The following is a 24,295-nucleotide window of genomic DNA, read 5'->3' as shown; positions in this document are numbered from 1 at the left end:
CGGTCAGGGCTGGGCCGGTCGGGGCCGGCCGTCAGTCGTCGAAGCCCTGGGCCGCGCGCTCCTCGCGCAGCGCCATGATCGCCTGGCGGCGGGCGAGCCGGTGGGTGCGGCGGATCTGGGCCTCCTGGTAGCGCCGCTCGTCCCGTTCCGTCTCCGGGAGCACCGGCGGGACCTGGCGGGGCTTGCCGTCGGCGTCGACGGCCGCGAAGACGAGGTAGGCGCTGCCGACCTGGGTGGCGGGCGTGGACTCGTTCCACCGCTCCGCGAGGACCCGTACGCCGATCTCCATGGAGGAGCGGCCGGTCCAGTTGCACTGCGCCTTCACGTGGACGAGGTCGCCCACGCGCACGGGGGCGAGGAAGGCCATCTCGTCCATGGAGGCGGTGACCGCAGGGCCGCCGGAGTGGCGTCCGGCCACGGCGCCCGCCGCGTCGTCCACCAGCTTCATGATCACGCCACCGTGCACCGTGCCGAGGAGGTTGGTGTCGTTCGCGGTCATGATGTGGCTGAGGGTCGTACGGGAGGCCGCGGTCGGCTTCCCGGGCAGCTCGCCCGGTATCTGTGTCATACGGACACCTTAGAGCCGTATCAGAGGCATCAGCTTCGCAACAGCCCCGGTACGGATCCCGCCCCGGGCTGTCGGTCGGCCCGCCCGGGCAGGCATCCTAGGGCGCATGAATGACTGGCCAGAAGGTCGTGACGACGGCTACGGGCGCGGCAGCGCCCAGCCTCAGCCCGAGGGCGCCCGGCGGATGCGGCACGTCCAGCGGCAGCCGCAGCAGCCCCCGCGCCCGCAGCGCCCGGCGGGCCCGCCGCCCGCGTACGGCGTGCCTCCGCAGCAGGCCGGCGGCCACGACACGTACGGCGGTTACGACAGCGGTTACAACACCGGCCAGGTCTACGGGTCGCCCGCCGGCGGCGCCCCGGGCGGTCCGGCCGGTCCCGGCGGGCCCTCGGGACCCGGCCGCCCCGGACGCGCGCCCGGCCCCGCCCCGGACTGGCGCAAGCGGATCAAGATCGGCTCGATCGTGCTGGTCTCCGCCCTGCTCGTGACCACGGTCTCCACCTACTTCTGGGCGGACTCCAAGGTGCGCCGCGAGGTGGACCTCTCCAAGGTCATCGAGCGCCCCAAGGAGGGCGACTGCACGACGTACCTGATCGTGGGCTCCGACAGCCGCGAGGGCATGTCCGACGAGGAGAAGAAGAAGCTCCACACGGGCTCGGCCGAGGGCAAGCGGACCGACTCGATGATGATCCTGGCAAAGTGCTCCAGCGGAAACACCATGATCTCGCTGCCGCGCGACTCGGACGTGGAGATCCCCTCCTTCGTCGGCTCGCAGTCCGGCAAGAAGTTCCCCGCCCAGGGGCGCCGGGTCAAGCTCAACGCGGCGTACGCCGAGGACGGCCCGGAGCTGCTCGTGCGGACGGTGGAGCACAACACCGGCCTGCGCATCGACCACTACGCGGAGATCGGCTTCGCCGGCTTCGCGAACATCGTGGACGCGCTGGGCGGCGTGGAGCTGGACATCGAGGAGGGCTTCAAGGACGAGAAGTCGGGCGCCGACTTCAAGGCGGGCAAGCAGACCCTCAACGGCGAGCAGTCGCTGGCCTTCGTACGGACCCGCTACGCCTTCGCCGAGTCGGACCTGCAGCGGACGAAGAACCAGCAGAAGTTCCTGTCGGCGCTGGCCAGCCAGGCGGCGACCCCGTCCACGGTCCTCAACCCGTTCGACCTCTACCCGCTGCTCGGCGCCGGCCTGGACACGCTCATCGTCGACAAGGACATGGGCCTGTACGACATGGGCCAGATGTTCTTCGCGATGAAGGGCGTCAACGGCGGTGACGGCGTGTCGATGAACATGCCGATCTCCGGGCAGCGCGGCGGCAACCTCGTCTGGGACAAGGCGAAGGTGCAGCAGCTGGTGAAGCAGATCCAGAACGACGAGAAGGTCACCGTCCGCGGCAACTGACCGCGGCGGTACCCGCTCCCCGGACCCGCGTCAGGCGTCCGGGGAGAAGCGGATGGCGGCGGCGGGCAGCTGCGCCTCGCACCACACCCGGGCCCCGGAGCGCAGTTCGTTGTCGGCCCCCACCACGGCCCCGTCGCCGATGACGGCGCCGTCCAGAACGGTCCGCGCGCCCACCGCGGAGCCGGCGCCGATCAGGCTGGCGCTCACCTGGGCGTCCGGGCCGATGACCGCCCCGTCGAGCACGATGGTGCCCTGGACGACCGCTCCGGCCTCGATCCGGGCGCCCGCTCCCACGACGGTGCCCCCCGACAGCTTGGCCCCGGCCGCCACGTGGGCGCCGGGCAGCACCAGGGACTCGCCGCGGCGTCCGGGGACGGCCGGGGAGGGGACCACGCCGCGGACCAGGTCGGCGGAGGCCTGGATGATGGACTCGGGCTTGCCGAGGTCCATCCAGTACGTGTTCTCGGTGACGCCGTGCAGCTTGGCCCCGGAGGCGAGCAGGCCGGGGAAGGTCTCGCGCTCGACGGAGACCGGACGGCCGGCCGGGATGGAGTCGATCACGCTGCGGCGGAAGACGTAGCAGCCGGCGTTGATCTGGTCGGTGATGATCTCCTCGGGGGTCTGCGGCTTCTCGGTGAAGGCCAGCACCCGCCCCTCGGAGTCGGTGGGGACCAGGCCGAAGGCGCGCGGGTCCTCGACGCGGACCAGGTGCAGGGAGACGTCCGCGTCGGCCGCCTCGTGCGCCTCGACGAGGGCCGCGATGTCCAGGCCGGTGAGGATGTCGCCGTTGAAGACGAGGACGGAGGAGTCCGGGCCGCCGGTCAGGCGCCGGCCGGCATTGCGGATGGCCCCGCCGGTGCCGAGGGGCTCGTCCTCGACGACGTACTCGAGGGTGAGGCCGAAGGCGGATCCGTCGCCGAAGTAGGGCTCGAAGACCTCGGCGAGGTAGCAGGTGGCCATCACGATGTGGGTGACGCCGGCGGCGGCGGCCCTGGCTATCTGGTGGGCGAGGAAGGGAACTCCGGCCGTCGGCACCATCGGCTTGGGCGTGTTCACCGTCACCGGACGCAGACGCGTCCCTTGTCCGCCGACCAGCAGGATCGCTTCCGTCATTGCGTTCTCCCCAACCGATTCCGGCGTACGAAGGTCCAAATTTAGCCCATCCGGGGCGTGCAAAGGCCGGAGACGGATATGCGCATCCGCCTCCGGCCTGGGAGGACGTTACGGCAGGTTGCGGGCCATGACGATCCGCTGGACCTGGTTGGTGCCCTCGTAGATCTGCGTGATCTTCGCATCGCGCATCATGCGCTCCACCGGGTAGTCACGGGTGTAGCCGTAACCGCCGAGGAGCTGGACGGCGTCCGTGGTGACCTCCATGGCCACGTCGGAGGCGAAGCACTTGGCCGCGGCGCCGAAGAAGGTGAGGTCCTCCTTGTCGCCTCCGGCGGAGACGCGCTCGGACTTCGCGGCGGCCGCGTACGTCAGCTGGCGGGCGGCCTCGATCTTCATGGCCATGTCCGCGAGCATGAACTGCACGCCCTGGAAGTCGCCGATCGGCTTGCCGAACTGCTTGCGCTCCTGGACGTAGCCCTTGGCGTAGTCCAGGGCGCCCTGGGCGATGCCGAGCGCCTGGGCCGCGATGGTGATGCGGGTGTGGTCCAGGGTCTTCATCGCGGTGGCGAAGCCGGTGCCCTCGGCGCCGATCATGCGGTCGGCGGGGATCCGGACGTTGTCGAGGTAGACCTCGCGCGTCGGGGAGCCCTTGATGCCGAGCTTCTTCTCCGGGGCGCCGAAGGACACGCCCTCGTCGCCCTTCTCGACGACGAAGGCGCTGATGCCCTTGGAGCGCTTCTCCGGGTCGGTGACGGCCATGACCGTGTAGTACTCGGAGACGCCCGCGTTGGTGATCCAGCGCTTGACGCCGTTGAGGACCCAGAAGTCCCCGTCGCGCACGGCGCGGGTCTTCATGCCGGCGGCGTCGGAGCCCGCGTCCGGCTCGGAGAGCGCGTACGAGAACATCGCGTCGCCCTTGGCCAGCGGGCCGAGGTACTTGGCCTTGAGCTCCTCGGAGCCGGAGAGGATCACCGGGAGCGAGCCGAGCTTGTTGACGGCCGGGATGAGGGAGGAGGACGCGCAGACGCGGGCCACCTCCTCGATCACGATCACGGTGGCGAGGGCGTCGGCGCCCGCGCCGCCGTAGGTCTCGGGCACGTGGACGGCGTGCAGGTCGCTGGCGACCAGGGCGTCGAGGGCCTCCTGCGGGAAGCGGGACTCCTCGTCGACCGCGGCGGCGAACGGCAGGATCTTCGCCTCGGCGAGCGAGCGGACCGACTCGCGGAGCATGTCGTGCTCCTCGGCCGGGCGGTACAGGTCGAAGTCGGCAGAACCCGCCAAGATCTCTCACTCCCCAGGGTGATGCGTGATGCTAACTACCGTTAAGTAACCCAAGCTTAGTGGCCCGGTCACGGATGGCGATATGCACAGCCCACGTGAGATGGGTGACAGCGGTGTCGACAGCGGTGGGCTCCTGGGGAACGTCCCCGCTGGTGGGCCCGACTATGCTCAGTGGCCGCAAACGGCCCCGCACCTCTGGAGCACCCATGGCCCCCCTCAGGATCACAGTGATCGGCACCGGATACCTCGGCGCGACCCACGCCGCGGCGATGGCGGAGCTGGGGTTCGAGGTGCTGGGCCTGGACGTGGTGCCCGAGAAGATCGAGATGCTGGCGTCGGGCCGGGTGCCGATGTACGAGCCCGGACTGGAGGAACTGCTGGCCCAGCACGTGGCCGGGCTGCCGGGCTCGACGGGGCGGCTGCGGTTCACCACCTCCTGGGAGGAGGTCGGGGAGTTCGGCGACGTCCACTTCGTGTGCGTGAACACCCCGCAGAAGCACGGCGAGTACGCCTGCGACATGTCCTACGTCGACTCCGCGATGGCCTCGCTGGCCCCGCACCTGACCCGCCCCGTCCTGGTGGTCGGCAAGTCCACCGTGCCGGTGGGCTCGGCGCAGCGGCTGGCGGCGAAGCTGGCCGAGCTGTCCCCAGCGGGCGAGGACGTGGAGCTCGCCTGGAACCCGGAGTTCCTGCGGGAGGGCTTCGCGGTCCAGGACACCCTGCACCCCGACCGGATCGTGATCGGCGTCCAGGGCGAGCGCGGCGAGAAGCTGCTGCGCGAGGTGTACGAGACGCCGATGTCCGAGGGCACCCCGCTGGTCGTCACGGACTTCCCGACCGCCGAGCTCGTCAAGACCGCCGCCAACTCCTTCCTCGCGACGAAGATCTCCTTCATCAACGCGATGGCGGAGGTGTGCGAGGCCGCCGGCGGCGACGTGGTGAAGCTGGCGGAGGCCATCGGCTACGACGAGCGGATCGGCTCGAAGTTCCTGCGCGCCGGCATCGGCTTCGGCGGCGGCTGCCTCCCCAAGGACATCCGGGCCTTCATGGCGCGCGCCGGTGAGCTGGGCGCCGACCAGGCGCTGACCTTCCTGCGCGAGGTCGACTCCATCAACATGCGGCGGCGCGGGCACATGGTCGAGCTGGCGCGGGAGGCCGTGGGCGGGTCGTTCCTCGGCAAGCGGGTCGCGGTGCTCGGCGCCACCTTCAAGCCGGACTCGGACGACGTACGGGACTCGCCCGCGCTGAACGTGGCCGGGCAGATCCACCTCCAGGGCGGGCAGGTCACCGTCTACGACCCCAAGGGCATGGACAACGCCCGCCGCGTCTTCCCGACCCTCGGGTACGCGGACTCCGCGCTGGCGGCGGCCCGGGGGGCGGAGGTCGTCCTCCACCTCACCGAGTGGCGCGAGTTCCGGGAGCTGGACCCGGCGGAGCTGGCGGGCGTCGTGACGGACCGGCTGGTGCTGGACGGTCGCAACGCGCTGGATCCCGTACGGTGGCGCGCCGCGGGCTGGACGTACCGGGCGATGGGGCGCCCGCGCGCCTGACCCCTGCGGGGTTGCTCGGCGGATCTGCCCGACGCGGTCGCATGCCGGGTGCGGCGCCTCCCCCAGACTCCGTCCGGGGGGACCCCCAGGGGGCGCTGCCCCGGGCCCCCACGCCTCAAACGCCGGCGGGGCTGGATATGCCGTACGGGTGATTCTGGTCGGGATTCCGGTGAATTTCCGTGACTCGGCCGCCGACCCGCGCAGCCCCTGGCGGCGCGCTGCCACAGTCCCTCTCGCAAGATCCACAGGCCGTCCGGGTGCAGGTGCCGCGGCCGGGTCGGAAGGAGAGGGATGAGCGGAACCAGAGGGGTCGCATGCTGAACAGCAAGGTTCAACGGCGTGCCCTCACCCTTGTCGGCAGCATGCTCCTCGTGTTGCAGGGTCTGTTGTTCGTGGGGGCCGCGCCCCCGGCGCTGGCCGGCGACGACCAGGCACTCGAAACCGGCTTCGAGCCGCACAACGCCACGGCCAATCCCCGCAGACCGTCTCAGGTGGCCGTCATGCGGGGGTGCACGGTCCGCATCGACAACAACTTCGGGAAGGACAACTTCCCGATCACGCGGACGACGACCCTCCCCTGTAGCGGGGACCCGTCCCTCGCCTTCGACTCGCAGGGGCGCCTGTTCGTCACGCACCTCTCGACGAGCTTCAACAACACCGCCAACCGCTTCGGGGTGGGGGTCGCCCGGATCAACGACCTCACGACGACGGGGAACCAGACGTACACCCCCGTCGTGGTGAGCGACCCGACGGACCCGAACAACCAGGACAAGCAGTGGCTGGTGGCCGACGCCAACCCCACCAGCCCCTACCGGGACAACCTCTACGTCGTCTGGTCGGACCTCGGTGCCCCGTGGCAGATCCGGTTCTCCCGGTCCGTGAACGGCGGCACCACGTGGTCGGCGCCGAGCGTCCTCTCCGTCGCCGCGGACAACGACAGCTGGCCCTCCCACGCGGCGGTCGGCCCGAACGGCGATCTCTACGTCGCCTACCACGCCAACATCTGCAACGAGGGGACCGACGGGGTGCCCACTCAGGGCACCGTGCAGGTCCTCCGTGACGGCTCCGGCGGGGTCGACTTCGCCGGCGGCACCGTCGTGCAGCGGAACACGGCGTTCACCGCCGGAGAGGCCAGCGTCTCCTGCAACGTGCAGGACGGCGCGGGCGACGTCCCGGGGACGGACTTCTGGCTCCAGGGCTCGATGCAGCCCTGGATCCTGCCCGACCCGGCCCGGCCCGGCAACGTCTACGTCGTCGCCAACGACGACCCCGACAACACCTTCGGAACCGGCGACGACGGCGACGTCCGCATCGCCCGCTCCACGGACAACGGCGTCTCCTTCGCCGCACCCGTCAGGGTCGACCACGGACCGGGCCAGACCCTCGCCCTCATGCCCACCGCGCACATCGACCAGGACGGGAACATCGTCGCCCACTGGTACGACACCCGCAGCGGCCGGCGCAACGGCGGCACCGGGCCGAACGGGAACAACAACTTCCTGCTCGAGGTCTACGGGACGGCGAGCCGGGACGGCGGAGCCACCTGGTCGCAGGACTTCAGGATCAGCGACGACGCCTTCGACCCCGACCTGAACGCCCGGTGCCGTTTCGGGAACAACCCGAACTGCGGCACCGTGACCGCGTCCGCCCAGCAGACGCTGCGCATCGGCGAGTACAACGGCGTGTGGGCCGTCGACGGGATCGGCTACGCGACCTGGACCGGCAACGCCACCCCGCCGACGGGCACGAACCCCGCCCAGGGCGCCCAGACCACCTACTACGACACCTTCTCGCTGCTCGGGGCCTTCCCCGACACCTTCGAACCGAACGAGTCGATCGACACCGCCGTCGCCACCGCGCTCGGCACGAACAACCGGGTCACCAAGCCGCGGCTGACCCTGCACAGCCCGACCGACGTCGACTTCTTCCGGATCGAACCCCGCCACACCGGGCACCTGCAGACCGAGATCGCCTTCAACGAGGTGATCTCCGGGCTCCAGGTCCGCGCGTACGACAAGTTCGGCAACAACGTCGCCACCGGCACCGTCGCCACGACCAGGCCGGGCAGTTCCACCAGCAGGCTCGCGATCCCGGTCGTCAAGGACGAGCCGTACTTCGTCGTGGTGAGCGACGCCGGCATCGCCGACCCGACCGCGCCCGGTGACGCCTCGCCGACGGACCCGGCGCAGGCCACGTACGACCTCCGCGTCGTCAACCGCGCGGCCCCCGAACCCTTCGGTCTCGATCTGGCGCGCGGGTCCGACTCGGGCCGCTTCGACAACGACGACGTCACCAGGACCGCCGGGCCGGAGCTCTTCCTCCGGGTCGACGACTCGGAACTGCGGGCCGCGGGCATCCCGTTGTCGCCGCAGAACGCGACGGCCACGCTCGCCGACGACACCCCCGGCTACAAGGTGGCCGTGGAGCGCGACGGGGAACTCGTCGGCTTCGCACAGCCGGTGAACCCGGTCACGAAGCCCGGGCTCTACCGGATCCAGCTGGACCCCGTCCTGGTGGAGGGGGAGAACCAGATCACCGCCGAGGTGGTGATCGTCGACCCGTCCGACAACCCGCAGACCGCCGGCGTCTCCCACGTCATCGGCTCCGGTGCGGAGAGCGCGCACCGGCTGCTGATCATGCTCGACACCACCGCCCCGGCCCGCCCGGCGGCCCCGGACCTGCTCGCGTCCAGCGACACCGGCGGCAACGACATCGACAACGTCACGACGATCGCCAAGCCCGCCTTCCAGGGCTCGTCGGTCGAACCCAACGCACTGGTGCGGCTGAGCGCCGATCCGGCGGGGATCGTCGGCCCGACCGTGGTCGGCAAGGACACCGTCACCTCGGGCGGCACCTACGAGGTCGTCAGCGCCCCGCTCGACGACGGGACGTACGACTTCACCGTGGGGCTGGAGGACCTCGCCGGCAATGTGAGCCCGACGTCGCCGTCCCTCGCGGTGACCATCGCCCAGCACTCGCTCACCCTCACGGGCGCGACCGGTGACCTGCTCGTCCATGTCGGCCAGGAGACCGTGACGGGCTACCCCGGTATCCCGGGCGGTTTCGTCGGCATCCGCGGTATCCCCGTGGTGAACCTCGACGCGAACGGTCACGGCGTGAGCGTTCAGGGCGGCACGGCCGACGAGCAGCTGACGTTCACCCCGACCAGCGCCGACAGCGGACGGCTGACCCGCTCGAACTCCGCCCAGGTGCTGAACTTCTCCCACGTGGCGGGCGACGTTCTGGTCAGCCCCGACGGCGGTGACGACGAGGTCACCATCGTGGGAACCACACGGCAGGACGTGATCCGCAGCGTCGTGGACGTGTTCACCACGCTCCGGGTCGAGGCGTTGCCGATGCTCCGTACCCCGGCCCTGGCGCCGCTGCTCGGCCTCAGGATCACCACGGGCGAGACCGAGCGGATCGGTGTCGTCTCGCGCGGCGGCCAGGACACGGTGGACCTCACCGTCCAGGACACGGTCAGCGCCCAGCTGTCCGTCGACGGAGGTCCCCCCAGCAAGGTCCCGCCCCCGAAGGGCGACGCGCTGATCGTTCGCGGCGGCTCGCCCGAGGCCGTGCTGTACGAGGTGTCCGACGAGAAGTCGGCCAAGGGATCGGTCTTCGTCAAGTACCCGAAGACGACCGGTGCCGAGACCCGCATCGACTTCGCCGAGATCGAGGACCTCAGGGTCGAACACGGGGACAAGGGCAAGGGAGGCAGGCCCAAGCCTCACGGCGAGAACCCCTTCGACTGGAAGCCCTAGCACGCGAGCAGCGGACGGGAAGCCCTCGCCGCCGTTCGGAAGCCGCGCCCCGTCCCGGACCACCGGGACGGGGCGCGGTGCGTCTCGGTGCCGTGGCGGTGGCGGTACTAGGCGCCGGCGGGGCCGGCCTTCGAGCGGCGGGCCGTGAATTCCGAGTCGCGGACCACGCGGAGGGCGTTGCCCCAGGTCAGGAGGGCCAGGTCGGATTCCGGCCAGCCTCGGTCGAGGAGTTCCGCGATCAGTCGCGGGTAGCCCGAGGGGTCGGTCAGGCCGGCCGGGTGGGGGCCCTGCGGTTCGGTGCCGAAGGCGGCGCCGAGGCCGACGCCGTTCGGGCCCGCGACGGCCCGTACGTGGTCGAGGTGGTCCGCGACCGCGTGCAGGGAGTCCCCGGTGCGTGCGGCGTCGAAGGTGACCATCGCGAGGCCGTTCGCCTCGCCCAGCGCGAGCAGCACCTCGTCGGGCACGTTCGCCGGATGCGGGTTCAGCGCGGCCGCCGCCGTGTTCGAGATGATCACCGGGGACTTGGACGCCCCCGCGATCTGGCAGGCGACCGCCGGCGGGCAGCCGGTCAGGTCCAGCATCATCGCCAGCCGGTTCGCCTCCCGGACCACCTCGTGGCCGAAGGCCGTCAGCTCGTCCTGCGCCCAGGGCGCTCCCGCGGGCGCGAGGATCCGTACGCCCAGCGTGTGGAAGGCGCGCAGCGCGCCCAGCGAGTCGGTCAGCGTGCGGCCGGGCACCGGGCCCAGGAACGAGGCGATCCGGCCGCGGTTGCGGGCGTCCGCCATGTCGTCGGCGCTGAGCGCCAGGCACAGGCTGTCGGGGTAGCGGTGCACCAGGGCCAGCGCCACGTCGATCTGTTCCAGGGCGTCGGAGACCGCCTGGTCACCGGTGGTGTCCGCGCGCGGTCGGCCCGGCGGTACGAGGAGGGACCAGAACTGGGCCCCGACTCCCCCGGCGCGCAGCCGCGGGATGTCGGTGTCGACATTGACGTCGGGGGTGTCGATGTCGTGGTACGGGCTCTGGCGCAGGGTCCAGACGAGGGTGTTGCACCCGTCCGCCACGGGATGGACGGACAGCAGTGCGACGGCCCGGTCGAGGGCGCTCGCCGGCACCTCGGGTGCGGAGAGGTCTTCGGCTCCGATGCCCACGGAGTGGGGTTCGTCCTGCAGGTCGGCCATGGCGTTGGCTCCGGTCTCGGCGGCAGCAGGGAGGAGAGATGGTGCCACCGTGACACGTGGGACGGGAGGGACGCCCGGCGGATGTGGCGTTCGGGTGACCCCACAGGTCACACCCAGTCACCACATCCGCCGTCCTGCCGCTAGATCACCGCGTTCGACGGGCCCCGCGTGGCCGAGAGGTCGCGCGACACCGCTTCCGCGTCGCGCAGCACCCGTACCGCGTTGGACCAGGTCAGCTTCGCCAGATCGGCCCTGGACCAGCCGCGCGCCAGCAGCTCGGCGACCAGGTTCGGGTAGCCGGCCACGTCGTCCAGCCCGGACGGGGTGAAGGCCGTGCCGTCGTAGTCGCCGCCGATGCCGATGTGGTCGACCCCGGCCACCTCGCGCATGTGGTCCAGGTGGTCGGCCACCGTGGCGGCCGTGGCCACCGGGCGCGGGCGCTCCGCCTCGAAGGCCCGGTGCAGGGCCATCGCCTCGGGGGTGGTGTCCAGGTGGTGGAAGCCGTGCGCCCGCAGGTTCTCGTCCGCGGCCAGGGTCCATTCGACCGCCGCCGGGAGGATGAACTTCGGGACGAAGGTGGCCATCGCCACCCCGCCGTTGGCCGGCAGCAGCGCCAGCACGTCGTCGGGGATGTTGCGCGGGTGGTCGCAGACGGCCCGCGCGGAGGAGTGCGAGAAGACCACCGGCGCGGCCGAGACCGCGAGGGCGTCCCGCATCGTCGTCGCGGCGACGTGCGAGAGGTCCACCAGCATGCCGACGCGGTTCATCTCGCGGACGACCTCGCGGCCGAAGTCGCTCAGGCCGCCGTGCCGGGGCTCGTCGGTCGCCGAGTCCGCCCAGTCGATCGTGTCGTTGTGCGTGAGCGTCATGTACCGCACGCCCAGCTGGTGCAGGGCGCGCAGCGTGGCGAGCGAGTTGTTGATGGAGTGGCCGCCCTCGGCGCCCATCAGCGAGGCGATCCGGCCGTCGGCGCGGGCCGCCTCCATGTCGTCCGCCGTCAGCGCCCGCACGAGGTCGCCGGGGTAACGGTCGATCAGCTGGGCGACCACGTCGATCTGCTCCAGCGTGGCGCTGACGGCCTCGTCGCCGGCGTAGTCGGAGCGGACGTACACGGACCAGAACTGCGCGCCGACCCCGCCGGCGCGCAGCCGCGGGATGTCGGTGTGCAGGTGGGCGGACTGGTCGCCCGCGATGTCCCGTCGCGCCAGGTCGTAGCGCACCTGCTGGCGCAGCGCCCAGGGCAGGTCGTTGTGGCCGTCCACGACGGGGTGCTCGGCCAGCAGCTCGCGCGCCTCGTCCAGACGCTGCGCGGCGCTCACTTGCCGAACCCGAAGGACTCCGCGTTCGCGACCTTCGTACGCAGCCGCTTGCCCTTCTCGGTGGCCTGGTCGTTGAGCTCCTGCTGGAAGTCGCGCATCCGGGCGAGGAGGTCCTTGTCGTGGGCGGCCAGCATCCGTACGGCCAGCAGGCCCGCGTTGCGCGCCCCGGCGACCGAGACGGTGGCGACGGGAACCCCTGCGGGCATCTGGACGATCGACATCAGCGAGTCCATGCCGTCGAGGTACTTCAGCGGCACCGGCACTCCGATGACGGGCAGCGGGGTGACCGAGGCGAGCATGCCGGGCAGGTGGGCGGCCCCGCCCGCGCCCGCGATGATCGCCTTCAGACCGCGGTCGGCGGCCCCCTCCCCGTACGCGATCATCTCGCGCGGCATCCGGTGCGCGGAGACGACGTCGACCTCGTAGGGGATCTCGAACTCGTCGAGGGCCTGCGCGGCCGCCTCCATGACGGGCCAGTCCGAATCGGATCCCATGACGATGCCGACGACGGGGGCTGCGGGGGACGTGCTCATCCCGATCTCCTTGCGTGGGAATCCCCGGGCTCGGCCGGGGTAGGAAACGCATCCACGGCCCGGAGCCGTGCAGCGGCGATGTACCGCTCCGTGATGCTGTGACCTGGGCTTGTGTTCGGATCATGACCGGCTCTAGCGTCCGGGACGTGGGGGCTTCTTCTGTGAAGCGGGCTTTCAAGTACCGCTTCCATCCAAACGACGCGCAGGCAACGGAGCTGTCGCGGACGTTCGGCTGCGTGCGGAAGGTCTACAACCTGGCCCTCGCCGCCCGAGCCGAGGCGTGGTCGACCAGTCAGGAGCGAGTTGGCTTCGGGCAGACGTCGGCCATGCTCACCGTGTGGAAGAAGACCGAGGAGCTGGCCTTTCTGGCTGAGGTGTCCTCGGTACCGCTCCAGCAGACGCTCAGGCACCTGCAGGCGGCATTCGTTCGATTCTGGGGCAAAAGGGCGAGGCACCCGCGCTTCAAAACGAAACGGAAGTCCCGGGCAAGCGCCGAATATACGCGCAGTGCCTTCCGCTACGCGGACGGCCGGCTGACGCTCGCGAAGATGACCGAGCCGTTGGACATCGAGTGGTCCCGGCCCCTGCCTGCGGGGGCGATGCCGTCCACGGTCACGGTCTCCCGTGACCGTGCGGGACGCTGGTTCGTGTCCCTGCTCTGTGAGGACACCCCATCTCCGATGCCGGACACGACCAACGCGATCGGCATCGACGTCGGACTGACGGCTCTGGTCACGCTCTCCACCGGAGAGAAGGTCCAGAACCCGAGGCACGAGCGCAAGGATCGGGAGCGCCTGACGCGCGCCCAGCGGGCGCTGTCGCGAACGGAGAAGGGCAGTAACAACCGGGCGAAGGCCCGCATCCGGGTGGCCAGGATCCACGCCCGGATCGCCGACCGGCGGCGGGATCATCTGCACAAGCTGACGACTCGACTCGTGCGCGAGAACCAAACGCTCGTGATTGAGGACCTGACCGTCCGCGACATGCTCAGGAACCACCGCCTCGCGCGCGCCCTCGGCGACGCGGGCTGGCGAGAGCTGCGGCGCATGCTGGAGTACAAGACGGCCTGGTACGGGCGGGAGCTGATCACCGTGAACCGGTGGTTCCCCAGCTCGAAGGTGTGCTCGGCCTGCGGGGCCATCGCCGACAAGATGCCCCTGAACGTCCGTGAGTGGACGTGTGAGAGCTGCGGGACCACCCACGACCGGGATGAGAACGCAGCGATCAACCTTCTGGCCGCCGGGCTGGCGGTCACTGCCTGTGGAGCGGGTGTAAGACCTCAACGGGAGTCCTCCTCTCGGCCGGGGCAGTCCGTGGTGAAGCAGGAAACCCCACCCGTGAGAGTGGGTACCCCCTCCCGCTAGGGAAGGGGCAGGTCAAGCGGTGACCGTTCCTCTGAGGTAGTCGGCAGCGTGGCGTGCGCGCTCCAGCACATCGTCCAGGTCGTCGCCGTAGGTGTTGACGTGGCCGACCTTGCGGCCGTGTTTCACGTCCTTGCCGTACATGTGGATCTTCAGCTGGGGGTCGTGGGCCATGCAGTGCAGGTACGCCGCGTACATGTCGGGGTAGTCCCCGCCCAGCACGTTCGCCATGACCGTCCAGCGGGCCCGGGGGCGCGGGTCGCCCAGGGGGAGGTCCAGGACCGCGCGGACGTGGTTGGCGAACTGGGAGGTGACGGCGCCGTCCTGGGTCCAGTGGCCGCTGTTGTGCGGGCGCATCGCCAGTTCGTTGACCAGGATCCGGCCGTCGGTGGTCTCGAACAGTTCCACGGCCAGGTGGCCGGTCACGCCGAGTTCCTTGGCGATGCGCAGGGCGAGGGCCTGGGCCTCGCCCGCCAGGCTCTCCGAGAGGTCCGGGGCGGGGGCGATCACCGTGTCGCAGACCCCGTCCACCTGGCGGGACTCGACGACGGGGTAGGCCACCGCCTGGCCGTGCGGGGAGCGGACGATGTTCGCCGCGAGCTCGCGGACGAAATCGACCTTCTCCTCCGCGAGGACCGGGACGCCCGCCTTGAAGGGGGCCTCCGCGTCCTCGGGGGTGCGGACGAACCACACGCCCTTGCCGTCGTACCCGCCCCGCACGGTCTTGAGGATGACGGGGAACCCGCCGACCTCGTCCGCGAAGGCCGCCGCGTCCGCCGGATCGCTCACGATCCGGTGGCGGGGGCTGGGCGCACCGATCTCGTCGAGCTTCGCGCGCATCACCCCCTTGTCGGCGGCGTGCATCAACGCGTCGGGCCCCGGGCGGACGGGGATGCCGTCCGCTTCCAGGGCCCGCAGGTGCTCGATGGGCACGTGCTCGTGGTCGAAGGTGATCACGTCACAGCCGCGCGCGAAGGCACGCAACGTCTCCAGGTCGCGATAGTCGCCGATGACGACATCGCTCACGACCTGGGCCGCCGAGTCCTGCGGGGTGTCACTGAGGAGCTTGAATCTGATGCCGAGGGGGATGCCCGCCTCGTGGGTCATGCGGGCGAGCTGACCGCCGCCGACCATGCCGACTACCGGGAACGTCACTCCTCCAGGGTATCCGCCGGTATTCCGCCATCCGGACGTGCCCTGGCCCGGACCAGTCGGTGTGCCGTGCGTCGCACGGTGTCCGAAGGCACAGACGGGGCTGTGGGGGGACACTTACGATGGGCGGGTTGACGGAGAACACCGGACGCCCTTAGCGGGGCGGTGACCGACAGGGACTGGCCTTCTGATGAGCACGCCGGAGAACGGATCAGTTCTCGAACGCGTACGCGGTCTCGTGCGCGAGGTCGCCAAGTTCGGGGCGGTCGGTGGTCTGGGTGTGCTGGTCAACCTGGGTGTCTTCAACCTGATCCGGCACACGACCGACCTCCAGGTGGTGCGCGCGAGCGTGATAGCCACCGTCGTGGCCATCGCCACGAACTACCTCGGCTTCCGCTACTTCGCCTACCGGGACCGCGCCAAGAGCGGCCGCACCCGTGAGCTGTCCCTCTTCGCCGCGTTCAGCGCGATCGGTCTGGTCATCGAGAACGGCGTGCTGTACACCGCCACCTACGGCTTCGGCTGGGACGGCTCGGTGGCCAGCAACGTCTTCAAGTTCATCGGCATCGGCACCGCCACCGTGTTCCGCTTCTGGTCGTACCGGACCTGGGTCTTCAAGGCCCTGCCCGAGGCGCGGCCCGAGGCCGCCGAGCCGCTGCCGGGGCCCGCTCCGCTGCCCAGGCCCGAGCGCCGGCCGGAGCCGCTGCCCGAGCCGGAGCCCGCGAACAACTAGGACGCGCCGGCCGCCTAGCGCACGGTGGTCTCCGGCTCGGCCCGGTCCGGCGCCGTCCGGCTGAGGAACAGCGCGAACACCGGCGGCTGCGTCTGGAGCAGCTCCAGGCGTCCCCCGTCCGCCTCCGCGAGGTCCCGGGCGACCGCGAGGCCGATCCCGGTGGAGTTGCGGCCGCTGATGGCCCGCTCGAAGATCCGGTTGCCGAGGTCCGGCGGGACCCCCGGCCCCTCGTCCGTGACCTCCAGCACCGCCTGGTTGCCGATGACGCGGGTGCGCAGGGCGACCGTGCCGCCACCGTGCATCAGGGCGTTCTCCACCAGCGTGGCCAGCACCTGCGAGACCGCGCCCGGGGTGCCGACGGCGCGCACGCCCTGCTTCCCGGAGCGCACGATGGCCCGGCCCGCACTGCGGTAGGCGGGCCGCCACTCCTCCACCTGCTGCTTGACGACCTCGTCGAGGTCGAAGGGGACCGCGGAGCCCGTCCGCGGGTCCCGCGAGTTCGTGAGCAGCCGCTGCACCACGTCCGTGAGCCGCTCCACCTGGGTGAGGGCGATCGTCGCCTCCTCCCGCACGGTCTCCAGGTCCTCGGTGACCGTGATCTCCTCCAGCCGCATGGACAGGGCGGTGAGGGGGGTCCGCAGCTGGTGCGAGGCGTCCGCGGCGAGCCGCCGCTCGGCGGTCAGCATCCGGCCGATCCGCTCGGCGCTGGAGTCCAGTACGTCGGCGACGCGGTCGAGCTCGGGGACCCCGTACCGCTTGTGCCGGGGGCGCGGGTCGCCCGAGCCGAGCCGCTCCGCCGTCTCGGCGAGGTCGGTGAGCGGGGAGGCCAGCCGGTTCGCCTGGCGTACGGCGAGCAGTACGGCCGCCACGACGGCCAGCAGGGCCACCGCGCCGACCACCGCGAGGGTCCGCCCGACCTCCTTGGTCACCGTGGCGCGGGACTCCTCGACGGTCACGACCTCGCCCTGTTCGCCGCGGGCGGTGCCGCGGATGACGCTGTCGGGGATCGGGGTGCCCACCTCCACGGCCGGCCGGCCGGGGATGGTGATCCGGGCGTAGTGGCCGGCGTCCAGCTGCTCGGCGAGGGTGACCGGGTCGACCGGCTTGTGCTCCAGGACGTTCGCCTCGACGATGCCCACCAGTCGCAGCGCCTCGGACTCGATGCGGTCCTGGGCGCTGCTGGTGATGGTCCGGGTCTCCACGATGACGAGGGAGACGCCGAAGACGGCGATCACGACGAGCACCACGGCGAGCGTGGAGTTGATGAGGCGGCGGCGCATGCCTTAGAGCATGCCCTAGCGCCGGTCCGGGGCGGACCGGAGCGGGCCTCAGGCTGTCGCGGGTGGGCTCAGCTCTTCTCGAAGCGGAAGCCGACGCCGCGGACGGTGGCGATGTAGCGGGGGTTCGCGGCGTCGTCGCCCAGCTTCTTGCGCAGCCAGGAGATGTGCATGTCGAGGGTCTTGGTGGAGGACCACCAGGTGGTGTCCCAGACCTCGCGCATGAGCTGGTCGCGGGTGACGACCCGGCCGGCGTCGCGGACCAGGACGCGCAGCAGGTCGAACTCCTTCGCCGTGAGCTGCAGCTCCTCCTCCCCCATCCAGGCGCGGTGCGATTCGACGTCGATCCGCACGCCGTGGGTGGCGGGGGGCTGGGCGGCCTCGTTGGCGCCGCGGCGGAGCAGGGCCCGGACCCGGGCCAGCAGTTCGGCGAGCCGGAAGGGCTTGGTCACGTAGTCGTCGGCGCCGGCGTCCAGGCCGACGACCGTGTCGACCTCGTCCGCGCGGGCGGTGAGGACCAGGATCGGGAAGCCGTGCCCCTCGGCCCGCAGCCGGCGGGCGACTTCCAGCCCGTCCATGCCCGGCAGGCCCAGGTCCAGGACGACGAGGTCGATGCCGCCCTGCAGTCCCGCGTCCAGGGCGGTGGGGCCGTCCTCCCGGACCTCGACCTCGTACCCCTCCCGGCGCAGGGCGCGGGCCAGGGGCTCCGAGATGGATGCGTCGTCCTCGGCGAGCAGTACACGCGTCATGTGGGTGATGGTAGTCCGCGGCGACTGAATCGAGGGGCCTGCCTGCACACCCCTTCCGAACTGGGCTTATGAACTACTAAGCGCCTTCGAATATGGCCAGACGGTTCCCGACTCACCTTGTGATCCATCTCTCAAGTCCTTTCATATGCCGCAGTGTCGTGTCGTATGGTGGCGAGACGCCTGATGCACTACCTCAGGGACCTTTGTGCCGAAAAGCGAGCCAAGGGTCTCTATTGCTGTCCTGACCGGACAGGCAGTCTTGTTGGGACTCACCTGTTCCGGGCTCGACGACAGTGAATGACCTCTGGGCCGGGCCCCTCGCGCGATGGTGCGCGGGCGGGCGTGGATCCCGGTTGCGGATCTTCCCTTCGCCCCCGACACCATGGGGAGCGAGACCCCCGGGCGTGGGGTGGGAGATCCGTCCGCCGGTGCCGGCCACCCCCCACCGGGCGCGGATGAGCTCACGAAGCCAAGCGTCCCGAGCAAGCAAGGATCGACCATGGCTTCCAGCCTGACGACGGCTTCTCCGAGCCCCGCTCACGAGAAGACCCTCCTCGGCCACCCGATCGGCCTGGCCACGCTGTTCATGACCGAGATGTGGGAGCGCTTCTCCTACTACGGCATGCGTGCGCTTCTCGTCCTGTACCTGGTCTCCGGCGGCGTCGACGCCGCGACCGGCAGCCAGGGCGGCGGCCTCGGCTTCACCGCTGCGACGGCCACGGCGATCTACTCCGTCTACGTGGCCATGGTCTACCTCATGGCCATGCCCGGCGGCTGGTTCGGTGACCGCGTCTGGGGCGCCCGCAAGACGGTCGCCATCGCCAGCTTCGTGATCATGGCGGGCCACGTGGCGCTCGCCGTCCCCGGCCAGCTCGCGTTCTTCGTCGGCCTGCTGCTGGTCGCGGTCGGCTCCGGTCTGCTGAAGGCCAACATCTCCACGATGGTCGGCCACCTCTACAAGGGTGTGGACGACCCGCGGCGTGACAGCGGCTTCACGATCTTCTACATCGGCATCAACGTGGGTGCCCTCCTCGCCCCGGTCGGCATCGGCATGGTCGGCGAGCTCGTGAGCTGGCACCTCGGCTTCGCCCTCGCCGCCGTCGGCATGGGCATCGGCCTGCTGGTCTTCCTGCTCGCCGGCCGCACCCTGAGCCCGAAGAGCAGCATCGTCCCGAACCCGCTGTCCGCGGTCGAGCGCAAGGCCGTGATCGTCAAGGCCCTGGCCGTCATCGCCGTCATCGCCGTCTTCTACGGCGCCGTGGTCGCGGCGGACATGTTCACCATCAAGTGGGCGCTGTACCCGATCACCATCGCCGGTCTGATCATTCCGGTCGCCGTCCTGGCCCGCATCAAGCGGGACAAGGACCTGTCCGCCGTCGAGCAGACCCGGATGAGCGCCTACATCTGGTTCTTCGTGGCCGCTGCCGTCTTCTGGATGATCTACGACCAGGGCGGTTCGACGCTCTCGCTCTTCGGTGACAAGAACTCCGAGCGCGCCCTGTTCGGCTGGGAAGTCCCGACCACCATCTTCCAGTCGCTGAACCCGCTCTTCGTGGTGGCCCTGGCCCCGGTCTTCGCCGCCGCGTGGGTGGCCCTGGCCCGCCGCAACCGCGAGCCCAGCACCATCGTGAAGTTCTCGGTGGCCCTGATCATCGTCGGCGCCTCGTTCTTCGTCTTCGCGCTGCCGCTGAGCCAGACCGCCGGCAACGACACCAAGGTCACCATGTGGTGGCTGGTGCTCATCTTCCTGATGCACACGCTCGCCGAGCTGTGCCTGTCGCCGGTCGGCCTGTCGGTGACCACGAAGATGGCGCCGCAGAAGTACGGCTCCCAGATGATGGGCGTCTGGTTCCTGGCCGTCACCGCGGGTGACTGCATCACCGGTCTGATGGGCCTGGCCGACGTGCAGCTGAACGGCGTCGGAGTGATCCTCTTCCAGGCGGTCGCCGCCGTGCTCGCCGGCCTCGCGATCTTCATGTACCGCAAGAAGGTCAACCAGCTGATGGACGGCATGGGCTGACGCGTTCGCGCCCCGTACGACGGAACGGCCCGGCACACCGAAAGGCGTGCCGGGCCGTTCCGCGTCTCAGGGCGGGTTACCGGGTGCCGCGCAGGCGGCGCCACGGGGTGAAGGTGAACACCGCGCCGCCGAGCAGGATCACGGTGCCGGCGACCAAGGCCAGGGCCTTGATGCCGCCCTCGTCCTCGGCTCCGGTCTCGGCGAGGCCGCCCGAGGCGCTGGTGCCGCCCGACGTGGACGGCGAGCCGGAGCCGCCCTCCTGGGCGACGGTGTCCAGCTCCAGAGAGACGCCGCTGGTGGCCGCCTTGCAGGGCACGGAGAGCGGGGCGGAGCCCGCGACCATCGTGACCTCGATGGTCATGTCGGACGGGCTCAGCGTGACCTTGCCCGTCTTGCCGGGCTTGTAGGTGCCCGTCATGTCACTCAGGCTGACGCCGGCGCCCTGCGCGATCGGCTCGGGGTTGCCCGGTCCGGAGACCTTGACCGCGCCGCTGTCGGCGCCGCCGAGCTTGATCTGCATCGACGGCTTGAGCGCGCCCTTGGGCAGTGGCACCGGGGCCTTCATGGCGTCCTTGGCCGTCTTGACCGTCAGGTCGTAGCTGCCGCCGTTCTTCTTGGCGTTGACGGTGACCGGGGTGGTGATGCCGCCGGGGACCGTTTCACCGCAGTCGAACTTCACGTCGACGGCCTTGCCCGGGAAGTCGGTCTGACCGCCGGAGCCGCCGTTCGCGCCGCCGTTGTCGGCGCCGCCGTTGTTCGCCCCTCCGTTGTTGGCACCGCCGTTGTTGGCACCGCCGTTGTTGGCACCGCCGTTGTCGCCGCCGGAGCCGCCCGTCACGTCGATGGTGGCCCCGCCCTTCACCTCACCGACGGGAGCGCACTTGGTGACGAACGTGCCGAAGGGGAAGGTGACGGCGACGTCGTACTTGCCGGGGGTCAGGGTGACCTTGCCGGCCTTGGTGAGCTTCAGCTTGCCCTTCATGGCGGACATGACCATGGGGGCCTTCTTGGGGATCGGCGGGTTCTTCTTCTCCCCGACGACCTTCAGCTCGCCCGCCTGGCCGCCACCCACCGTGATCCATCCGGTGGGCTGGACCGCGTCCTTCGGGATGTCCATGAGGTCGGTGTTGTTCGAGGCCGGTTTGACGGTCTCCCAGACCACCTCCACCTCGTCGCCGACCTTGGCCGTGGCCGGAGCGGTGACCTTGGCGGTGGTCTCGCCCTCCACCGGGTCCCCACCGCCGGCCGGCGGCACGCATTTGACCTTGAACGTGGCCTCGGCGGCCTGGGCGGGAGAAGCCGTGATGGCGATGCCCGCGCCGCCGAGCAGCAGCGCGACCACGGCCGCGCTCACCCTCCGTTGGGTCTTCACAATGGTCCCTTCGTCGTCGAACGGTTCTCAGACGGTGCGGACGTCTGTGGTGCTGTCTCCGGCGCGCTGTCCGGGGTGAACCACGGCAGGACCGCCGTGGTGGTCGTAGGGGGCTCGGCCGGCTGCGCGGAGCGGGCCGGCGCGGCCGGGCGCAGGGCGGGCAGCCGGGGCAGCCGGGCCGTCACGGCCGACGCGGCCTCCGCGGGGCGCGCCCCCCGGTGGCGGCCGGCCGCGGGCACGGCGCGCGGCCGGACCTTGTCGACGACGGCCATGCCGATGCGGAAGACCGCGGCCGGGATCACGAGCAGGAGCAGGCCCCAGAAGAGCAGCACCCCGTACGGGCGGTCCACGCCCCAGGGCTGGGTGGCCACGACGGTCTCGCCGTACTTGAGGGAGATCGTGTAGTCGCCGTGGGCGCCGGCGGTGAGGGCCACGTCGAGGGCGATCTCCGCCTTGCCGCCCGGCGGGATGGTGCCCTTCCACCGGACCTCCTCCCACAGCGGGGCGAACACCCCGTGGGCGGTGCCGAGCTGGAAGACCGGGTCCTTGACCGGGGCCGAGCCGAGATTGCCGACGGTGACCTTGAACTTCCGGCTCGGCGGGGCGCCGAACCAGGTCAGCACCCCGTCCTCGCCCTCCAGCCGGACCCCGGTGAGCATCGCGAGGCGGGCCGTGCCGGATTCGGCGGGCAGTTCGGCCACCGGGTGGTCGGTGATCTTCAGGGGGGCCGCGACGGTGGACTGGTCGCCGTTGACGGAGGTGACGTTGACGACGCAGGGGCAGGGCTTGGGCGGCGCGACCACGGCCAGCTGGGCGGCGAAGCGTCCGTCGGCGGCGACGGAGACGGCGGCGCCGTCGGCGTTGGCGCAGCTGTTGGTGCCGCCGATCATGTTCTGTCCGCAGACCAGCAGCATCACCAGCGTCTTGGCCCGCCACCCGGTGCCGGTGACGGTGATCTCGGTGCCCTTGGCGGCCTCCTGGAGCGAGAGGGCGACGGTGGGCTTGCCCTCGTCGGCCGCGGCCGGGGCGGCCGGGAACAGCGCGAGGGCGCACACCGCCAGCCCCACCAGCCCCGCCAGGAGGAACCGGACCGTGGGGCCGGCCTTGCCGCGGACCGTGCCGCCGACCATGGCGCTCACCTGGACGCTCCCGTCAGTTCGTGTTCCGGTGCAGGGGTCGGTTCGGGCCGCGCGGACGTCTCTCCGGGCTCCTCGCCGCCGGACGGGCCCGGCCGGGTACGCCGGCCCCGTACGAGGAACAGCGCGGCCAGCGTGGTCCCGCCGAGGCCGAGCAGGCCGAGGCCCGTCCAGCCGGCGGCCCGCCACGGCACGAACCAGGCGGAGGCGCTCCCCTCGGCCCGGGCGCCGCCGGGGGCCGTGACGGTGAGGCGCACGCGGACCCGGTCGAGCACCGGGGCCCCGGGCCAGGGTTCGGTCAGCTCGACCCGCTGGCCCGGGAGCAGTTCGACGGGCAGGGCCCGGGCGCCGCGGCCCGGTACCTCGCCGAAGCGGCCCTCGGCGCGCAGGGTCAGCTCGGGGGCGAGGGCGACGTTGCCGCGGTTGACCAGGGTGTACGCGACGACCGCGGCCGCGCCCCGGCCCCGTACGGCGACGTCCTCGACGGTGAGGGCGGCCAGGGTGGGGCCGCCGACCCGCAGGTGGACCCGTACGCCCACCTCGCGGCCGGCCTCGGTGGCGACCACGGCGGCGGGGTGGTCGCCGGGCGGGGACGAGGGCGGCACGGTGACGGTGAAGGGGACCACCGCGCGGGTGTGGGGCGGGATCTTCACGGTGGCTCCGGCGCCGAAGCTGATCCAGGCGCCGGCGCCGGTGGACCCGGCGGCGGGACGCACCGCGAAGGCGCCGTCGGCGGTGTTGTAGGCGTCGGCCCCGCGCAGGGTGACGGTGTGCTCCTGGTCGGTGGTGTTGGCCAGGGCGAGGCGGTCCTCCAGCACGGTGCCGGCGGTGCCCGCCAGGTAGAAGAACGGGCGCGTGAAGAACGGGCGCGTGGAGTACGGGCGCGTGGAGTCGGGGCGGTCGCCGGTGCGGGGGACTGCCTGGCCGGCGGCGGGTTCGGCGGTCCAGCCCGGTCCGTCGGTGGGCGCGCCGTACGCGGGCCGGGCGGGGCCCGCGTACAGGGCGGTGGCGGCGAGCAGGATCAGGGCGGCGCGCCGGAGGCGGTGGGGGGCGTGGAGCACGGGCATGGCCGGGGGTGCTCCGTTCAGGACCGGGCCCGCTGGCCGCGCCGGGTCAGCCAGAGCACCCCGGCGACGCCGGAGAGCAGCACGGTGCCGCCGAGGGTGCCGAGGGCGAGGGCGGAGTCGGTGGGTCCGGTCTGCGGGAGGGTGTCCGCGTCCGAGCCGCCGCCGGACTGGGCGGCGCCGCCGCCTGCGGCCGTGACCTCGAGCTCCAGGGACGGGCCGGGGCTGTTGCCCGGGGTGCAGGTGGTGGTGGTGCCCATCGCCTTGATGGTGAGCACGCCTGCGGTGAAGGTGACCTTGCCGCTCTTCTTGGGCGTGTAGGTGCCCGAGAGGTCGGTGATCTTGATGGGTGTGTCGGCGGGCGCGGCCTCGGGGTTGGGCGGGCCGGAGACCGGTACGGACACCTTCTCGGCGCCGCCGACGAGGATGACGGCGCTGGGGCTCATCGCGCCCTTGCCCAGCTCGATGGGGCTGGACGAGACGCCCTTCTGGAAGGACATCGTCAGCTTGTACGCCTCGCCGTCCTTGACGGCCTTGATGTCGATGGGCGAGATCGCCGACTTGTCCCCGATCGGGGTCTTGCAGTCGTACGCCACGTCGACGACGGCGGCGTGGGCTGCGGGGGCGGCCAGCAGGACCGCCGATCCGGCCAGCGCGGAGGCCAGCGCGAGCGCGGTGGAGCGTTTGCGGTCGGACACCTTCGTCTTCCCCTCGGGCCACAAA

The 24,295-nt window shown here is 71.3% G+C and carries 19 protein-coding genes; 6 read left to right on the top strand and 13 right to left on the bottom strand.

Annotation, left to right across the window (positions count from 1 at the left end; genetic code table 11):
• Positions 1-31 precede the first annotated feature (31 nt).
• Positions 32-568, bottom strand: a complete 537-nt coding sequence (locus ACIPYQ_RS08790; protein ID WP_361756158.1) for an acyl-CoA thioesterase — start codon at positions 566-568, stop codon at positions 32-34.
• Positions 569-674: 106 nt separating this feature from the next.
• Between ACIPYQ_RS08790 and ACIPYQ_RS08785 the strand changes: the two genes are divergently transcribed.
• Entirely contained in the window at positions 675-1,970 is a 1,296-nt protein-coding gene (locus tag ACIPYQ_RS08785; RefSeq protein ID WP_401247598.1) for an LCP family protein, read from the top strand.
• A 30-nt stretch (positions 1,971-2,000) separates the two neighbouring features.
• Here ACIPYQ_RS08785 and ACIPYQ_RS08780 read toward each other — a convergent pair whose 3' ends face one another.
• Both ACIPYQ_RS08780 and ACIPYQ_RS08775 read right to left on the bottom strand, forming a co-directional pair.
• On the bottom strand, positions 2,001-3,083 hold the full coding sequence (locus ACIPYQ_RS08780) for an NDP-sugar synthase (RefSeq protein ID WP_361756152.1): 1,083 nt from the start codon (positions 3,081-3,083) through the stop codon (positions 2,001-2,003).
• 108 nt (positions 3,084-3,191) lie between these two features.
• Positions 3,192-4,364 (bottom strand): acyl-CoA dehydrogenase family protein, encoded by a 1,173-nt coding sequence (locus tag ACIPYQ_RS08775; protein WP_401247595.1) that lies wholly within the window; start codon positions 4,362-4,364, stop codon positions 3,192-3,194.
• A 206-nt stretch (positions 4,365-4,570) separates the two neighbouring features.
• Here ACIPYQ_RS08775 and ACIPYQ_RS08770 point away from each other — a divergent pair, with 206 nt between their 5' ends.
• Together ACIPYQ_RS08770 and ACIPYQ_RS08765 are read left to right on the top strand one after the other, a co-directional pair.
• Positions 4,571-5,914, top strand: a complete 1,344-nt coding sequence (locus tag ACIPYQ_RS08770; protein WP_401247593.1) for a UDP-glucose dehydrogenase family protein — start codon at positions 4,571-4,573, stop codon at positions 5,912-5,914.
• 362 nt (positions 5,915-6,276) lie between these two features.
• Complete coding sequence (locus tag ACIPYQ_RS08765) at positions 6,277-9,678, top strand: Ig-like domain-containing protein (protein WP_401247591.1); 3,402 nt, start codon at positions 6,277-6,279, stop codon at positions 9,676-9,678.
• 107 nt (positions 9,679-9,785) lie between these two features.
• Here ACIPYQ_RS08765 and ACIPYQ_RS08760 read toward each other — a convergent pair whose 3' ends face one another.
• The 3 genes from ACIPYQ_RS08760 to purE form a co-directional block, all read right to left on the bottom strand.
• Complete coding sequence (locus ACIPYQ_RS08760; RefSeq protein ID WP_401247588.1) at positions 9,786-10,856, bottom strand: membrane dipeptidase; 1,071 nt, start codon at positions 10,854-10,856, stop codon at positions 9,786-9,788.
• 140 nt (positions 10,857-10,996) lie between these two features.
• Positions 10,997-12,175 carry a dipeptidase gene (locus tag ACIPYQ_RS08755; protein WP_401247585.1) on the bottom strand — a complete coding sequence of 393 codons (1,179 nt, stop codon included), beginning with the start codon at positions 12,173-12,175 and terminating at the stop codon, positions 10,997-10,999.
• On the bottom strand, positions 12,172-12,708 hold the full coding sequence (gene purE / locus ACIPYQ_RS08750) for a 5-(carboxyamino)imidazole ribonucleotide mutase (RefSeq protein ID WP_401247582.1): 537 nt from the start codon (positions 12,706-12,708) through the stop codon (positions 12,172-12,174). Before purE ends, ACIPYQ_RS08755 begins: the two co-directional genes overlap by 4 nt.
• 146 nt (positions 12,709-12,854) lie before the next feature.
• Between purE and ACIPYQ_RS08745 the strand changes: the two genes are divergently transcribed.
• Positions 12,855-14,072, top strand: coding sequence for an RNA-guided endonuclease InsQ/TnpB family protein (locus ACIPYQ_RS08745; RefSeq protein ID WP_401247579.1), 1,218 nt, complete (start codon positions 12,855-12,857; stop codon positions 14,070-14,072).
• 12 nt (positions 14,073-14,084) lie between these two features.
• On the opposite strand, the gene ACIPYQ_RS08740 is transcribed toward ACIPYQ_RS08745, so the two are convergent.
• On the bottom strand, positions 14,085-15,224 hold the full coding sequence (locus ACIPYQ_RS08740) for a 5-(carboxyamino)imidazole ribonucleotide synthase (RefSeq protein WP_401247576.1): 1,140 nt from the start codon (positions 15,222-15,224) through the stop codon (positions 14,085-14,087).
• A gap of 187 nt (positions 15,225-15,411) precedes the next feature.
• Between ACIPYQ_RS08740 and ACIPYQ_RS08735 the strand changes: the two genes are divergently transcribed.
• A complete protein-coding gene (locus ACIPYQ_RS08735; RefSeq protein ID WP_401247573.1) occupies positions 15,412-15,954 on the top strand; it encodes a GtrA family protein in 543 nt (180 codons plus the stop codon).
• Between the two features lie 14 nt (positions 15,955-15,968).
• Here ACIPYQ_RS08735 and ACIPYQ_RS08730 read toward each other — a convergent pair whose 3' ends face one another.
• Positions 15,969-17,234, bottom strand: a complete 1,266-nt coding sequence (locus ACIPYQ_RS08730; protein WP_361756099.1) for an ATP-binding protein — start codon at positions 17,232-17,234, stop codon at positions 15,969-15,971.
• A 68-nt stretch (positions 17,235-17,302) separates the two neighbouring features.
• Positions 17,303-17,980, bottom strand: a complete 678-nt coding sequence (locus ACIPYQ_RS08725; RefSeq protein ID WP_401247569.1) for a response regulator transcription factor — start codon at positions 17,978-17,980, stop codon at positions 17,303-17,305.
• 499 nt (positions 17,981-18,479) lie between these two features.
• Between ACIPYQ_RS08725 and ACIPYQ_RS08720 the strand changes: the two genes are divergently transcribed.
• Entirely contained in the window at positions 18,480-20,000 is a 1,521-nt protein-coding gene (locus ACIPYQ_RS08720; protein WP_401247566.1) for a peptide MFS transporter, read from the top strand.
• A gap of 76 nt (positions 20,001-20,076) precedes the next feature.
• Here the strand turns inward: ACIPYQ_RS08720 and ACIPYQ_RS08715 are convergent, their stop codons facing one another.
• From ACIPYQ_RS08715 to ACIPYQ_RS08700, 4 genes are read right to left on the bottom strand one after another with little or no spacing between them, the layout of a single operon-like run.
• A complete protein-coding gene (locus ACIPYQ_RS08715) occupies positions 20,077-21,354 on the bottom strand; it encodes a hypothetical protein (RefSeq protein ID WP_401247563.1) in 1,278 nt (425 codons plus the stop codon).
• Between the two features lie 14 nt (positions 21,355-21,368).
• Positions 21,369-22,502, bottom strand: a complete 1,134-nt coding sequence (locus tag ACIPYQ_RS08710) for a neocarzinostatin apoprotein domain-containing protein (RefSeq protein WP_401247735.1) — start codon at positions 22,500-22,502, stop codon at positions 21,369-21,371.
• Between the two features lie 5 nt (positions 22,503-22,507).
• Positions 22,508-23,575 carry a hypothetical protein gene (locus tag ACIPYQ_RS08705; RefSeq protein ID WP_401247560.1) on the bottom strand — a complete coding sequence of 356 codons (1,068 nt, stop codon included), beginning with the start codon at positions 23,573-23,575 and terminating at the stop codon, positions 22,508-22,510.
• A gap of 17 nt (positions 23,576-23,592) precedes the next feature.
• On the bottom strand, positions 23,593-24,270 hold the full coding sequence (locus ACIPYQ_RS08700) for an LPXTG cell wall anchor domain-containing protein (RefSeq protein ID WP_401247557.1): 678 nt from the start codon (positions 24,268-24,270) through the stop codon (positions 23,593-23,595).
• Positions 24,271-24,295: the final 25 nt, after the last annotated feature.

This window comes from Streptomyces sp. NPDC090045, assembly GCF_044747975.1.
Classification (GTDB): domain Bacteria; phylum Actinomycetota; class Actinomycetes; order Streptomycetales; family Streptomycetaceae; genus Streptomyces.
This window is presented reverse-complemented; position numbering and strand designations above follow the sequence as displayed.

What these genes read in the sequence shown, in the direction of transcription:
- ACIPYQ_RS08790 (WP_361756158.1), bottom strand. Translation starts at nt 568, where the DNA reads ATGACACAGATACCGGGCGAGCTGCCCGGGAAGCCGACCGCGGCCTCC.
- ACIPYQ_RS08785 (WP_401247598.1), top strand. Translation starts at nt 675, where the DNA reads ATGAATGACTGGCCAGAAGGTCGTGACGACGGCTACGGGCGCGGCAGC.
- ACIPYQ_RS08780 (WP_361756152.1), bottom strand. Translation starts at nt 3,083, where the DNA reads ATGACGGAAGCGATCCTGCTGGTCGGCGGACAAGGGACGCGTCTGCGT.
- ACIPYQ_RS08770 (WP_401247593.1), top strand. Translation starts at nt 4,571, where the DNA reads ATGGCCCCCCTCAGGATCACAGTGATCGGCACCGGATACCTCGGCGCG.
- ACIPYQ_RS08765 (WP_401247591.1), top strand. Translation starts at nt 6,277, where the DNA reads ATGCTCCTCGTGTTGCAGGGTCTGTTGTTCGTGGGGGCCGCGCCCCCG.
- ACIPYQ_RS08760 (WP_401247588.1), bottom strand. Translation starts at nt 10,856, where the DNA reads ATGGCCGACCTGCAGGACGAACCCCACTCCGTGGGCATCGGAGCCGAA.
- purE (WP_401247582.1), bottom strand. Translation starts at nt 12,708, where the DNA reads ATGAGCACGTCCCCCGCAGCCCCCGTCGTCGGCATCGTCATGGGATCC.
- ACIPYQ_RS08735 (WP_401247573.1), top strand. Translation starts at nt 15,412, where the DNA reads ATGAGCACGCCGGAGAACGGATCAGTTCTCGAACGCGTACGCGGTCTC.
- ACIPYQ_RS08730 (WP_361756099.1), bottom strand. Translation starts at nt 17,234, where the DNA reads ATGCGCCGCCGCCTCATCAACTCCACGCTCGCCGTGGTGCTCGTCGTG.
- ACIPYQ_RS08725 (WP_401247569.1), bottom strand. Translation starts at nt 17,980, where the DNA reads ATGACGCGTGTACTGCTCGCCGAGGACGACGCATCCATCTCGGAGCCC.
- ACIPYQ_RS08720 (WP_401247566.1), top strand. Translation starts at nt 18,480, where the DNA reads ATGGCTTCCAGCCTGACGACGGCTTCTCCGAGCCCCGCTCACGAGAAG.
- ACIPYQ_RS08710 (WP_401247735.1), bottom strand. Translation starts at nt 22,502, where the DNA reads ATGGTCGGCGGCACGGTCCGCGGCAAGGCCGGCCCCACGGTCCGGTTC.
- ACIPYQ_RS08705 (WP_401247560.1), bottom strand. Translation starts at nt 23,575, where the DNA reads ATGCCCGTGCTCCACGCCCCCCACCGCCTCCGGCGCGCCGCCCTGATC.